Source organism: Duganella sp. GW822-FHT06D06, assembly GCF_058799615.1.
The window spans coordinates 397,316-410,993 of record NZ_JBXALQ010000004.1 but is presented as its reverse complement, the minus strand read 5'-3'; the positions used below and the strand labels follow the sequence as shown (position 1 = coordinate 410,993).

General features: G+C 58.2%; 7 protein-coding genes. All 7 read left to right on the top strand.

Features of this window, described 5'->3' with window-relative positions:
- Positions 1–74 precede the first annotated feature (74 nt).
- The 7 genes from AC1RMD_RS10340 (at position 75) to AC1RMD_RS10310 (ending at position 13,628) form a co-directional block, all read left to right on the top strand.
- The gene (locus AC1RMD_RS10340) at positions 75–509 is read left to right on the top strand and encodes a helix-turn-helix domain-containing protein (RefSeq protein ID WP_492926265.1); all 435 of its coding nucleotides are present in this window, start codon (positions 75–77) and stop codon (positions 507–509) included.
- Between the two features lie 1,121 nt (positions 510–1,630).
- On the top strand, positions 1,631–3,526 hold the full coding sequence (locus AC1RMD_RS10335; RefSeq protein ID WP_492926263.1) for a hypothetical protein: 1,896 nt from the start codon (positions 1,631–1,633) through the stop codon (positions 3,524–3,526).
- Positions 3,523–5,040, top strand: a complete 1,518-nt coding sequence (locus AC1RMD_RS10330; RefSeq protein ID WP_492926261.1) for a methylation-associated defense system protein MAD7 family protein — start codon at positions 3,523–3,525, stop codon at positions 5,038–5,040. Before AC1RMD_RS10335 ends, AC1RMD_RS10330 begins: the two co-directional genes overlap by 4 nt.
- Positions 5,040–10,442, top strand: a complete 5,403-nt coding sequence (locus AC1RMD_RS10325; RefSeq protein WP_492926259.1) for an FtsK/SpoIIIE domain-containing protein — start codon at positions 5,040–5,042, stop codon at positions 10,440–10,442. Before AC1RMD_RS10330 ends, AC1RMD_RS10325 begins: the two co-directional genes overlap by 1 nt.
- A 21-nt stretch (positions 10,443–10,463) precedes the next feature.
- On the top strand, positions 10,464–11,786 hold the full coding sequence (locus AC1RMD_RS10320; protein WP_492926257.1) for an RNA/DNA-binding domain-containing protein: 1,323 nt from the start codon (positions 10,464–10,466) through the stop codon (positions 11,784–11,786).
- Between the two features lie 59 nt (positions 11,787–11,845).
- On the top strand, positions 11,846–13,330 hold the full coding sequence (gene istA / locus AC1RMD_RS10315) for an IS21 family transposase (RefSeq protein WP_492926255.1): 1,485 nt from the start codon (positions 11,846–11,848) through the stop codon (positions 13,328–13,330).
- Positions 13,323–13,628: a hypothetical protein gene (locus AC1RMD_RS10310; protein WP_492926253.1), complete on the top strand. Its 306-nt coding sequence runs from the start codon at positions 13,323–13,325 to the stop codon at positions 13,626–13,628. The genes istA and AC1RMD_RS10310 overlap by 8 nt, the downstream gene beginning before the upstream one ends.
- The last annotated feature ends 50 nt before the right edge of the window (positions 13,629–13,678 follow it).

Below are 13,678 nucleotides of genomic sequence, written 5' to 3'. Positions count from 1 at the left end.
GATGCATCGTTTGGCGTATATAGTTCGTCTTATGCAATGCGAAGCCGTGTCACCAACCCAACCACGAGGTGCCTATGACTGTATTTGATGCCAATCCTGCCGCCGAGAACTATCCTGATATGCTGCGCGCGGTACGCAACGAGCTCGCTCTGTCGCAATCAGCTTTTGCCGTGTCGGCCGGCTATTCGGCGGTGATGCAGGGTCGCTACGAGACTGCTCGCAATAAACCCAATTCCGCCGTTCCGAGCGACAAGACCGCCAAAGCGATCAAGATGATGGTGGCGGCGGAGCGGGCGAAGCAGCAGACCGCATCCCAGGCGCCGTCGGCGGCCGACGTGCAGCCGCTCAAGTCGATCAGTCCGCACCAGCTCGAGCAACTGGTCGGCAAGTTGTTGAGTCAGCACACTGGTGCGCCATGCGTGGTGTCGGTCGACAACGCTGAGTTCTCGCACGGCGGCCTGCGTATGACCGTGTCGCTGGCCGTGGAGCAGGTGCTCCCCGCCGCGTAACGGCGCGGACAGGGGGGAAGAGGGGCCGGGAAACCGGCGCCCTTCCGTGATAGTCCGTATTATCGCCGTTGCGTTTATAGCGGTATTCGACGTGAAGCAGGTTTATGATGGGTCGATGAGCCATCCTTTAAGGTTGACACAGACGGCTACTTCACCCTGCACTCCAGTATCCCACGCGGTGCGCCGTAGCGGCAGGCGTGCGCAGGTGGTTGCGGAGCAGCTCGAGGCGATCGGCCGGCAGCGGAAGGGGCTCTTGGATGCGTTTGTCGCCCAGTCCCATTTTTGAGGCTGCAGCGGGATCGTACGAATGGGCGAGGGCTCATGCTGTCCGTGGTGGCCGAGACGACCGCGCAGTAGACCGCCCAAACCGATGCCGCCATCGTGGAGCAGCAATTGGATTGGCAAGGCAATTGAAGCTAACCGGCGCGTGTCAGGGCGCCACCGATATGTTGCTTAGTGCCCAGTACGTTTGGCTATGTTTGCGTGCTCTGCCGGTGGCTTCGCCACCTACACCGTGTGATCAAACTTGCGCCTCTCTCAGAATGTCGAGTGGCCACTTTATAGCTGGTGATCAAGCCGGAGCTATACGTCTACGCTTTAGAATATTTAGTTACTTTATAGAACATTGTGTGTGGTTTTGAAAATAGATCAGCACATATCAAAATGATCCGTATGTTATTATTGCAACTATGGGCGCGATGCTTGCTGTCGTGTGTGTGGCCGAATAGCGTGGGGGAGATTATTGAAGGTCGCCGACACCCAATTGTCACAATCGCAGTTATGGCGAATTGCTTTCCTAGAGCTGTTCCCGCCGTTCGCTGGCGCGCTAGGGTTTGGGCACGCTGTTGCACGCGAAGGATGCCTGCTGCAGCTTGCTCAGCCCGATGAGGGCCGTTTGACAGTCATCATTGGCGCTTTTAGTCCCAACCTCCCGATCTACCTCCATTACTTATCCCTATCCTCCGTACATCAGGCCGAGAGCCCTTGGCACATCGCATCCCTTTATTGTGTTCAAGGTGCAGTGTCAGGAGACGAGCCGTTCGGGGGCTCTCAGTACTCTGCAGCTGCTAATCCGGGGAATCCATGACGCTAAGTACCACCATCCAAAAGGGAGTTAGCAATTGAAAGAGTTGAATACGATCGCCAATGAGCTTGGCGTGCCCCCCGCGAGCGCTTGGGTCCGCTTTTTACGCTCCTACGGACCAACGCCGAGCAACGTGAATCTGTTCGACGAATATGTCACCGGCGCGCTTAATCGTGCGAAGGTCGCTCCGATAACGCTATCGAGTCCACAGCTCGACAAAATTATCGCGCGTGTGAAGTCGGGTGTGCCCGGATCGCTGCTTATCGCCGGCACCGCAGGCGATGGCAAAACCTACCATTGCAGAGGATTGTGGACAGCGTTGGGCGGAACGCCCAAGGCATGGGCGGACGAGAACTTGGTCAAGGAATTGACGTTGTCCGACGGCCGTGTGGCCGTGTTCGTCAAAGACCTGAGCGAGTTGCGCGATGAGCAAAGTGACGAGGCCTTAATGATGCTCGAACGGTCGACTCTAGACGGCGACGATTCAAAACTCATGGTGATAGCCGCGAATCACGGTCAGATGCTCGAGCGTTTGCGTGATCTCGGATTGCGCCAAGGACGTGAGCATCCACTGAGGAAACCGCTCCAAGACGCATTTTTGCTTGCCGGCGAGCCGCCAGGCCGACTGGCGTTGTTCGACCTGAGCCGCATCGCCCATCGGGATTCGTTGGTCGAGGTGGTCCGGGCCGTGTCGGAGCATAAGGAATGGGATAACTGCGCGTCGTGCTCGCTTCAAGCGGACGGCCGAGTTTGCCCAATTTCCGAAAATCGCCGCAGGTTACTTGGGGGGGAAGGCGAGGCGGTATTTGTCCGCCGATTGGGCGACTTGGTTGACGTCGCGCGCCTCAATGGCTGGCATTTGCCAGTCCGCGATCTGTTGGCCTTGGCGTCGAACATGATCCTTGGGCATCCAACGGCAAAAGAGGGCCTGATGGCTTGTTCGGATGTCGCAAGGATACAGGCGGAGGGATCGAGTGAGTTGGCGTCGCTCTATGGAAATGTGTTCGGTGCGAATTTGCCGCTGCGCAGGGCCATGGAGCGTCCGGTGTTCAAGGCTTTGGCGTCTTTCGGCATCGGTGGCGAGTCATCAAGCGGCGCGGACGGCCTTCTCGTTTATGGCCACGATGATTTCAAACTTGCTGATTCATTTGCGCACCTTGTCGCCTGCGACCCCGTCTACGGTGCGACTCCGGGTTACCTCTCTGCCTTGGAGCGCTATTTGGAAGGCGAGGAGTCCGCAAGGTTGGAAAGCGAGACTGACGAATTCATGGAGCGATTGGAATCGCAGCGCCGTCGGCTATTCTTCACTCTGCCAGATGGCGAGGAGGCATACCCTTTCTGGGGGATGACCGCGTTCAGGTTCGGCGGAGACTATTTGGAGACCGTCAAGGCGTTGACCGAGCGCAGGGCCGTCAGCGACAGCATCCGATCGAAATTGGTCCGTGGTCTCAATCGCGTGATGACTGGCCTTCTGATCGAGAACACCGACAACATATTCGTAGCGAGCTCTGGTGGCTTCACCCAATCGCGTGTGAGCGTGCTGTGTGACACGGAGGCTCCGGCCAAACGGGATCGCGGCGTTGGCATGATGGTGAAGCTCGACAAGCAGACCGATCGGGCGTGCTTGGACATCGCGTTGGCTCCGGGCGCGGGAAATTCCGTGTCGTTCCCCCTGTCTCCAATCAGGTTCGAATTTCTCTGCCGCGTGGCCATGGGCGCATTGCCCGGAAGCTTCTCCAACGAATGCTTGGAGGACATGCTCGCGTTCAAGGCGAAATTGCTTAGGAAGGCGGAGATGCTCCGCGACTCCCGGCCCGAGGGCGAGGACGAGGAGGTTGGCGTTGAAGACAATTCGATCAAACTAAGGTTCATCGAAATAGAACAGCATGGCCTTGGGTTCTCCCGGCCGGTCACAGTGAGGATTTCCGCGTGAGGAAAAAGATAGCCAATGTCGACTTTGCAGTCGACGAGCACATTTGGGGCCACCGCCTCTATGACGAGCAGTTGCCTCATTTGACTGTGTTGGAGTTTTTGGGAGTGCTTGGCTCGAACGTCAGCGCGCCGCTTGCAGGCCCCGCCGACCAGGTTCGTTACCGGCCGCAGCGGCAGTTCCGCCTGCGCGGCCTGCTGTTCAACAATCCCTTCGTCGAGTCGATCCGCGAGCGGGCAATCTCCGACGAGGAGAAATGGCGTGAGTGGATGGACCGTTTCGCGGATGATTCGACCAAGCTTGGCGATCAGGACATGGGTTATCTGCGAGGGGTGTTCTCGAGCTTTGATGATTTCGCCAAAGCCATTGAGCTCCTGCGCTCCTCCGCATTCGAGGCGAGAAGCAATAAGCGCTGGAGTTCGAAATTCGTATTTCCGTTCGGGCCGGACGCGTTGTATGAGGATCTGCGCATCGACGCGAAGGGTGGGGCTTCGAATGATCGGAGGTTCTTCGCCCGGACAGGCGAACTGCTCTACTTGATGCTATCCAGGGCGGCTCGCGGCCCGGAGCTTGGCGCCAAGCTTGTCGACCGGCTGTTCGATCCGAGCAAGACGATGAATCGACTGGTGAAGGCGATGCAGGGCGACGCGCAATTGGTTGACGAGCCTCGTGGAGTGGGGCCGCTCCCATATGATAGCCATCCGAGGTTCGACAGGATGTGCGAAGACTGGCTGGCGATCTTGTCGCGCGACATGCCAGTCTACGATGCATTGGAGCACTTGATCGTCAACACTGGGCTCAATTTGCTGTTGTATTTCCTCGAGTGTGCGAAGACGGTCTCTGGCGACGCGGACCCTGTGGAAATCGTGTGTGAGATCGTTGCCCAACGAACCAAGGTTAGGGCGCTTTCGGGCGACTCCTACCAAGCCAACCAAGCCCTGTCCGTTCGGGCAATCCGGGCCGAGGTGGAGAGCGTCAAGCTCGATCCTCGCTGGGATGCCGCCATGCAGTCGGGCAATCCGCAAGGAGGTTGCTTGGATTTGATGCGCGAGATGTTCCAATGGCCCACCGACGACAAGGACGATGAGGAATATGTGAATCTTCCCGGCGACGAGCTCGTGTCCAGGTTGATCGAGAAGGCGGAGTCGCGCCATGAGCAGCATGTCGGCAAGATCCATGCGACCTGGTCAAAGGCCATTGGATTGAGCTCTCGGCGGCTTGCACGCAGAAACCGCTATGCCCCCAATGACCGTCTGCTCAAGACTCTGGTGGTCACGATCGTCGACAGCCGCATGCAGTTCGACGAATTCCTCAGCGAGGCCAAGAAGCGATACGGTATCGTGATCGGAGATATGGAGGGCGCCCGTCTTGTGATGGACAAGAAAGTCGATCAGGAGGCGCTGAGCGACAACGGCAGGAATCTTGAAACGCGGCTTGTCGGCCTTGGGCTGGTCCGCCGCCTCTCCGACTCGTGCTCGTTCGTTGAAAATCCATTCGGTTCCAAAGGAGAAGAATAATGCTGGCCGATCGCATCATTGGACGCGTGGGCGCCGACATCCTCGCAGGGCGGCTCGCCGATTCGCGGCAAGCTGACGGCCGTCTTTCAGACACGACGGCGCTTTTCAGGCTCGATAAATTGTCTTCTGCGCAAATCGCCTCGATCGCGCGGGAAATATTGGCCAACCCCACGCTGCTTGCGAAGGTGGACCTGCGTATCCCGGCGTCGCTAGTCGAAGGCCAAGGATTGCCCGAGGAGGCGCTGACCGACATGAACGCGGGGGCTGTCCGCAATGCGGGAACAGACAAGGAAGCGCTGCTGACCGCAAATGGCAACGAGCACAATCTGGCGGATACGCTGGGCCATGTGACTGCGCTAGGGGCCAAGGAGTTCCGTGCCAACGAAGGCGCTTGGGTGGCGGCGACATGCCACGCTGCCGCGATAGCGCCAACTCCTGATGACCGCGCGGTGTTCAAGGCCGCCCTCAAGGGATTGATCTCGACGTCGGACCTGTCGCTCGGCCAACTCGCGGACTTCTGCGCGATGGTGAGCGAGGGTTCGACAATCCAAGGCTTGGCCATCAGGGACGCTTTGGGGTGGGCATTGCCGTGGGTGGGACTCCCTCGCGACACATCGTTCTTCTCCAACGCCAAGACTTTCGGCCAAGCCTACGGCCCTTGGAAGAAGGCGTTCGAAAAATTATTCGTCAATCGCGCTCCACTTTTGGCTCGGATGAGGGCGAACGGACAGCCCTTGGATCCCGAGGAAATGCATCTGAGGCTCGCCGAGAACGCAAACGTGATGGATGACAGCGTCCGCGTGGCTTTGGAGACGTTCATCGATGCGCCGTTCGGCGCCGACGAGCGAACGTCCAGCGCCGTTGCGCTGCTTGAATGGGAGCGTGACGGAGTCCACTTCATATTCGACAAGCCTCGCGTGCAGCAGCGCGGCCTGGCCGACGCGACATTGCATTTTTTCGACAATCAGTGCGCCGACGACGACGTGCTCGACCAGCGCTGGCGCAAGCATTTGGACGAGCTGCGCGCGCGCGAGCGACGCCCCGACTGGACGGAGGAGGAGGACGAGGCGTTCTTCGAGCTCCACCGCCGCTATTTGGAGCAGGACAAGGCGCTGCACAGCCGATGGGAGAAGGCGATCTTCGGCAAGGCCATCGAATGCCACGACTTCTTGGATGGGTTCACCGACGTCGCCTATCGGTTGGTGTCGGGGGCCGGAGAAAGTGGCAAGGAGCGCATCCTTCGCTTCACTGTAACGAAAGGCCGCAAGGAGTGGCGCGAGCGATTCAATCATGATGTCGGGGCCTATTTCTCCTCGATGTATCGGGGAATCAAAGAGCTTATGGGCTCGAAGGTCGAATGGAAAGTGGAGCGGATGCGAAACGCCAACTTGCCAGATCCGTTGTTCCAGTATCCGGCGTTCTTCACTCGCGAGTTGGAATTGCATGGGAAGATCAAGCCATGCGCCTCGCTCGCCAAAGCTGCGATCCAAATCAAGTTCGAAGTCGCCTTGATCGAATGCCCTGGCGAGCGTGAGAAAGTCTTGGACAAGACCCAGCTCGTGTGGACCTACAGGCCCGATTCGATAGGGCTCTCCATGGTCGAGGACATGCTGCGGCTCAAAGAGAAGGGCTCCGTTGGGCGTTCGGAAGTTCCTCGACGCGTGGTGAGCAAGAAAGGCGGCGTGCAAAGTGTTTCGCTGCTCGACACATCGACGCTCGAGGCGACCTATTCCCGCGATGCCGGCTCGCTCGTCCCGCAAGTGGCCAAGCTGGTCAACCTGCGGCACCTCATCAAGCAGCGGATCAACGAGCTCGCCAGCGAGGACAGAATCAGCGCCGATCAAAAGTTGGAGATCAAGGGGGCATGGGATGTGTTCGAGGAGGACTACGTCAAAGCGCTCGACGACTTCATCGACGTTGGGCTTCATGGCGAAGCTGTGCTCAGGCAGGCCGAGTCGTTCGGCGCGCTGCTTCGCGCGCTCGCGACGCATGCGCGCGGGGACGTTTGCCGATCCAAGCTGGTCTATGAGGTGCTGTCGATTGGGACGGTGAAGGTGCTCGGCGAGCAGCCCTGCCTTATCATCCCGCCTTGGCATCCCGAACGAATGAAAGCGTTGGCGGTGAAGACTCGTCGCGTCTCTGGGCTAGTGACGCACATACTCGGGAATAACAATGTCCTGTTTGGCGATCGAAGCATATTCTTCCAAGAGTTTTCTGCGGAGCTAGCTCATCCTTTCTACCCTGAGATCGCTGTGACGCATCGCGGTGGAGCGCCGCTGCTCGTTTCCGAGAGCAGCACGGTCAATGGGTATAGTTTATTCGAGCAGCCGGTGCGCGACGGCGACGATTCCATGACTGATGTTGACCCGTCGGCCGCAGCCAAGCAAGTGCGCGAGCTGCTTGAACGCTACATTGGATTGCAGCCCCACGAGGCGAGCAACCTGAGCGTCCTGCTCTACAACACCGACGCGGCGGAGCTACCTCTGGCTGTGGTCAGGGAGCTGTCGAACATGCAGGCCGAGACCGGGTTCCAATGCAGCATCTCGGTTCGCCATCGCGATGCGGGAAAGCTCCGTCGAGTATATGCGGAGCTGGTGACCAAATCCGGAGACGATCCCGATCTGCCGGTCGTGAGCGAGACTTCGGAGAACTTCATCTCCAAGTTGCGCATCTCGGTATCGCCGTCATCGGTGACCCCGATTTCCGCTGATGACGGCTTCCGCGCCTTCGACGTGGCGTTCCTCCATGACGTGGTTTCGCGCACGGCCTGCGTGGACTGGATTTCTGTGGATTGGACGAATGAGCGTCCGAGTTTGGAGCATGCCCCATCGAGGTGGTCATATCGCAGCGTGTCCGGCGAGAACGAGCTCAAATCGACCACGTTCCTGACCTGCCCGAGGCAGACCGCCTCTGGGTGGGCATACGTCTCGGCAGTCGTTTCGGTGGTGCGTCAGAAGGATGCGCCCCCCGGAGCGCTATTTTTGCCCGCCCGCCGCATATCGCTTCAAAACGAAGCCCTGAGTGGGACGATGACCGATGCGCATGCTTTGGCCGAGTGGGTGGCTACTTACGATGAGTTGCTCGACAAGCGACAGTTGCAGGCCAATGGGGTGACGGTCGTGCGCTACCGCAGGTCCTCCACCAATGGCCGGAATATGATTGTGAGCTCAACCTCCGAGCTGCGGCTGTTGGGCGTGCTCGCGCGCCGCAGGCTCTCGGAGCTTGGGCTGCCGTTTACCCCGCAGGAATACGATGTTGTGGCATCCCGAATGAAGAAGGATGCCCTCTCGGTGTCGGGCGACATTGTGTTGCGGGCTGCCAAGCGCGGCGTCTCCGCCGGTGAAATGGTGGGCCTGGTGCTGAGCCGCTATATGCTCGAGCATGAATTCAAAGGCATCGTTGGGAAGTCGCGCCAATCGTTCAGTGTCTTCTTCCTGCTGGACGACTATGCCAATTGGCTCGCGCAAAAAGAGAGCCGCATTGCCGACATCCTAGGCCTCTGCGTGGAGGAGCGAGACGATGGCCCCCATCTCCATGTGGCCGTGGTGGAATGCAAATATGTGGGGGGCGATGGCGTCGCCGAAGCTCGAAGGTCGTCCAAGGCGCAGCTGCTGGCGACCTTGTCGACCTTCCGCGCGGCGCTTTTCGGTGATCCAGGACGACTGGATCGGGACGTGTGGCTCTCGCGCTTGGCCGACATGCTGATTGACGCGGATATTCCGCCTGGGTGTTCGGGGTTGCTTGAGCGCGCGCGATCCGCCCTGAGGGACGGAGCTGCCCGCATTTCTTTAAGAGGCTATTCCCATGTGTTCGTGCACACCCCCGATTCTGGCGCTGGCCACGCCGCTTCCGAGCAGGTATTGGTCGATGCGACCGAAGGCATGCAGGCATGGCAAGAGGTGTTCGATCGGCCGGAGCTCAGGTCGCTGGTGGAGGCATACGCCGCCAAGGCCAACCCAGCCTCGATCCGCTCGAAGCTTGGTCCGGAGGAGCCTTGGGCCACTGCGGTGACGCGCCCGCCCGCAGACCGGGTCGCATGGACTTCCACGATGGAGCGACTGGCGTCGGGCGGGGAGAGCGTCGAGGAGCCCGTGTCGGAGGACAAGGCGGTGGCTTCGCCTCGGCCTTCCGTATCGAAAAAAACAGATATGCCGGCTGCGGAGGCGGATCGGCCCCAAGAGTCTGCGTCAACAGGGGCGCAGGCTTCGGAGCATGCCGGTGCGACGGCGGACACAAACCTGGGCAGGCTGGTGGCTGAGAAGGCCGCTGCCCAATCGGGCGCGATCGATGAGCGGGACGCTTGGGCGGAGGAATCGACTCGCAAACTTAAAATTGCTTTGAACAGCTACGGCATGCAGGCTGTGGTGCTGGGCACGCGCCTTACTCCGAACGGCTGTTTGATCAGGTTGGCCGGTTCTGACAAGCTGCGTGTCGAAGATATCGAAGCGAAGCGAACGCAACTGTTGACAACCCACGCAATCAACCTCGTGACGGTGCAGCCGAAGCCGGGTGAGATCGTGGTCACTATCGCTGCGGAGAAGCGCAAGTCTGTGTCGTTGTGGGACTTGTGGGCGCGCAGGGTCATCAACCGAAATGCGGCCGGAATCAACACTTCGTTTGTTCTGGGTCTTCAGGAGATCAATGGATCGCTGCTTTACCTGAATTTGGGTTCCGAGTTCGGTGGCTTGTCCACCCATGAGCCTCATTCGTTGGTGGCAGGCGCCACCGGCAGCGGCAAGTCGGTCCTGATCCAAGCAATCATGCTCGACATCGCCGCGACGAATCCGAAGGATCTGGCTCACATTGTATTGATCGACCCCAAGATGGGCGTCGACTACGCGGTGTTGGAAGACCTGCCTCACATGCGCGAACCCATCGTCACGACCAAGGAGCGAGCGACCGAGGTGTTGAAGGAACTCGTCGAGGAAATGGAGAACCGATACAGGACCTTCGCTCCGGCCCGCGCGCGGGATTTGACGACGTTCAATGCGAAAGCGGCGCCCGAGGACAAGCTGCCGATGGTTTTTCTGGTGCACGACGAATTCGCGGACTGGATGCTCGACGATGCGTATAAGGCTGCGGTCGGCGCTGCTGTCCAGCGGCTTGGGGTCAAAGCGCGCGCGGCAGGCATCCATCTGATTTTCGCGGCCCAGCGGCCGGATAAAGATGTCATGCCGATGCAATTGCGGGAGAATCTGGGAAATCGCCTAATTTTGAAGGTCGCCAGCGAGGCGACATCCAAGATCGCATTGGATAGGCCGGGAGCGGAGCTATTGCTTGGCAAGGGGCACTTGGCTGCGAAGCTAAATGGTGAGCAAGGCTTGGTGTTTGCACAGGCCCCCTTTCTAAGCGACGACGATATTAGTAGGGCGGTGGAGGCAATTCGTCAGGATAATGTCTAATCTACAACGGGGAAAATGGAAATGTCTATATCCTTGAAAAATTTGGATGCGGATGCTTATAACGAATTATTGAGCATCTCAGAGTCCCATTTCATTGACTTGAAGAGTTCAGCGATCGCACCAGGAAAACTGACAAAGACAATTGCTGCATTCGCGAATACAAGTGGCGGTGAAATATACTTGGGTGTCGAGGAATTTGTTGATTTGGACCGAAAATATCGTGTCTGGCAAGGTTTTGATGATCAGGAAGCCGCCAATCCGATATTCCAAGTTTTAGAGCAGATGAATCCTCTAGGGAATAATTATCTTGCTGAGTTTCTTCGTTATCCTGATGCGCCTGGCATTGTTTTGCATTTGACCATCTTTAAAACTAAGGATATGGTGGCCGCCTCGGATGGGCGATGCTATGTGCGGCGAAATGCCCAGAGCTTGCCAGTTTCAGGCGATGAAGCCTTGGAAAGGTTGAGATATGACAAGGGGATAAAATCTTTTGAGGACGAGCTAATACATATAGATGCTTCTGAAATAACTAACTCAAATACCGTGCTCGCCTTTCTATTGGATGTCGTGCCCTCGGGGGAGCCGGAGGCCTGGCTTAGCAAGCAAAGAGTTCTAATTGATGACCGGCCGACGGTGGGCGGCATACTTTTGTTTTCCGATTGCCCACAAGTCATATTGGCTAAACGATCAGCTGTGAAGGTCCTTCGATATCAAACGAAACAAGAGGCTGAGCGCGATTATCTTGTCTTTGATCCTATCACCATCGAAGGGCCAATTTATTCCTTAATCTATGAGGCCGTGGAGAAAGTTAAAGAAATTATCGAAGGGATCGAAAAGTTAGGACCAAGCGGTCTCGAAAAAATTCAATATCCAGAGGAAGCGTTGCATGAAATTTTGACAAACGCGGTATTGCACCGCGACTATAATGTCCAAGCTGATGTCCAGGTGAGAATCTTTGATAATAGAGTTGAGATCGAAAGCCCCGGGCGCCTCCCTGGTCATGTGACGCTTAAGAACATTATCCAAACTCAGTTTGCCCGTAATCCAAAGATTGTTCGTCTTATAAATAAATTCAAAAACCCTCCTAATAAAGATGTGGGAGAGGGGTTGAATACTGCATTCGAAGCAATGGGAAAATTGCGGCTCAAGAAGCCATTGATCGATGAAACCGATAGTTCAGTCATTATCACATTGCGGCATGAAAGCCTTGGTTCGCCTGAGCAGATAGTCATGGAATATTTAAGTCGTGAAGCTGAGATAACTAATACGATAGCTCGTGAGTTGACTGGCATTGTCCAGCGACAATTAGAAATGCCGGTGGCGACAACTAGATTTGCCGGTTGAGGAGCCAGGCTGGCAACGGCCTGGCTCTTATCTATCATTGCTGCCCAGAAGGGGGCGGCATGAAGAGAGACGGGGAAATCACTTTGTTATTTGAAGAACGTCGTAAGGGCGCAAGCCAGAAATTGGCGGCAGCGCGCACCGGGATGAGCGAGCGGACTGTGCGCAAGTACGTGCAGGCCGGCAAGCTGCCCAGTCAAATGAAGGCCAAGCGGACACACCGGACGCGACAGAATCCGTTCGAGGCCGATTGGCCGTGGGTGGAAGAGCAACTGCGGCGTGATCAGGCCCTGCAAACGAAGACGCTGTTCGCTCTTCTCTGCCAAGCCTATCCGGGCCGCTATCAAGAAAGCCAGCTGCGCACCCTGCAGCGCCATGTCCATGGCTGGCGCCTCGCGCACGGCGACGAGCGCGAAGTGATGTTCCAGCAGGAGCATGTGCCAGGGCGGATGGCGCAGTCCGACTTCACGGTCATGAATTCGCTGGGCGTCACGATCGGGGGCGTGGAATTTGCTCACCTGGTCTATCACATGGTCCTGACCTACTCGAACGTGGAGGCCGTGCGCGTGTGCTTCTCGGAGAGTTTCGAGGCGCTCTCGGAAGGCTTGGAAGCTTGCATTTGGCAAATCGGGGGAGTGCCGCTGCTGCACCGGACCGACAACCTGTCGGCGGCGGTGCGCGACCTTGACCGTGATGGCCTGCACGACTTCACGCAGAACTATCGGGCGTTGATGGAGCACTATGGCATGCAGCCCTCGGCAAATACGGCCGGCTGCGCAAACCAGAACGGTGATGTGGAACAGTCGCACTTCCGTTTCAAGACTGCCGTCGATCAGGCGCTGCGTGTGCGCGGCAGCCGCGATTTCAGCGATAGAGGGAGCTACGAGCGCTTCTTGCACGAGCTGGTGCGCAGTCGCAACTTGACCCGCAGCCAGCGATTTGAGGCTGATCGTGCAGCGCTACGTCCGCTGCCAGCTGCGCCACTGGACTTCATGCGCGAACTGGCGGTGCGCGTTTCGCGCTTCAGCCTGATCCGCGTGCTCAACAATCATTACTCGGTTCCGTCGCGACTGATCGGCGCGAAGGTGAAAGTGCGGGTACGCTCTGAGTCGCTGGAACTGCACCACGGCGCGGCCCACGTGTTGACGCTGCCGCGCATTGCGGGACGCAACCAGCGCAGGATCGACTATCGCCACCTGATCTGGTCGCTGGTGCGCAAGCCGGGCGCCTTTGCCAATTACTGCTATCGGGAAGAGTTGTTCCCCACTACGACCTTCCGCCGGGCTTACGATACGTTGCTGGCGGCGATGCCATCGAAGGCCGATCGCGACTACCTGCGCCTGCTGCATCTCGCCGCCAGCGGTTCGGAAGCTGACGTCGAGCGAGTCATCTTCGATCTGATGAAGGAAGGGTTGACGCCGACATTCGACGCCGCCCGCGATGTGCTCGGGCAGAGCCAATGCGACCCCGCCCCCGTCGTAGACAAGAGCGTCGTCAACTTGGCCAGCTACGACTGCCTGATCCCGTCGAGGAACGTACATGGCTAACCCGCACGATGACCTGCAAACCTGCCTGCGTGCCCTGAACCTGACGGCCATGGCGGATGCGGCCGCCGCGACGGCGCTGCGCGCGGCCAAGGAAGGCTTGACCCACGAAGCCTACCTGCTTGAGCTGAGCCGGATCGAACTGGCGGCCAAGGCCGCCAGACGCACCGACCGACTACGCAAGCAATCCGGCCTTCTGCCAGGAAAGGATCTGCGCACGCTCGATCTGAATCGATTCGACGCGAGTACGAGGATGCAAATGGAGCGCCTGCGCGGGGGCAGCTGTCAGCAGCGGTTGTAAACTGATACACCTCAGCGATTGAAAACTGATACACCGTTTTGAGAAGATGG

Coding starts and splice junctions, on each gene's coding strand:
- AC1RMD_RS10310 (WP_492926253.1), top strand. CDS start 13,323: ATGGCTAACCCGCACGATGACCTGCAAACCTGCCTGCGTGCCCTGAAC.
- AC1RMD_RS10320 (WP_492926257.1), top strand. CDS start 10,464: ATGTCTATATCCTTGAAAAATTTGGATGCGGATGCTTATAACGAATTA.
- AC1RMD_RS10325 (WP_492926259.1), top strand. CDS start 5,040: ATGCTGGCCGATCGCATCATTGGACGCGTGGGCGCCGACATCCTCGCA.
- AC1RMD_RS10340 (WP_492926265.1), top strand. CDS start 75: ATGACTGTATTTGATGCCAATCCTGCCGCCGAGAACTATCCTGATATG.
- istA (WP_492926255.1), top strand. CDS start 11,846: ATGAAGAGAGACGGGGAAATCACTTTGTTATTTGAAGAACGTCGTAAG.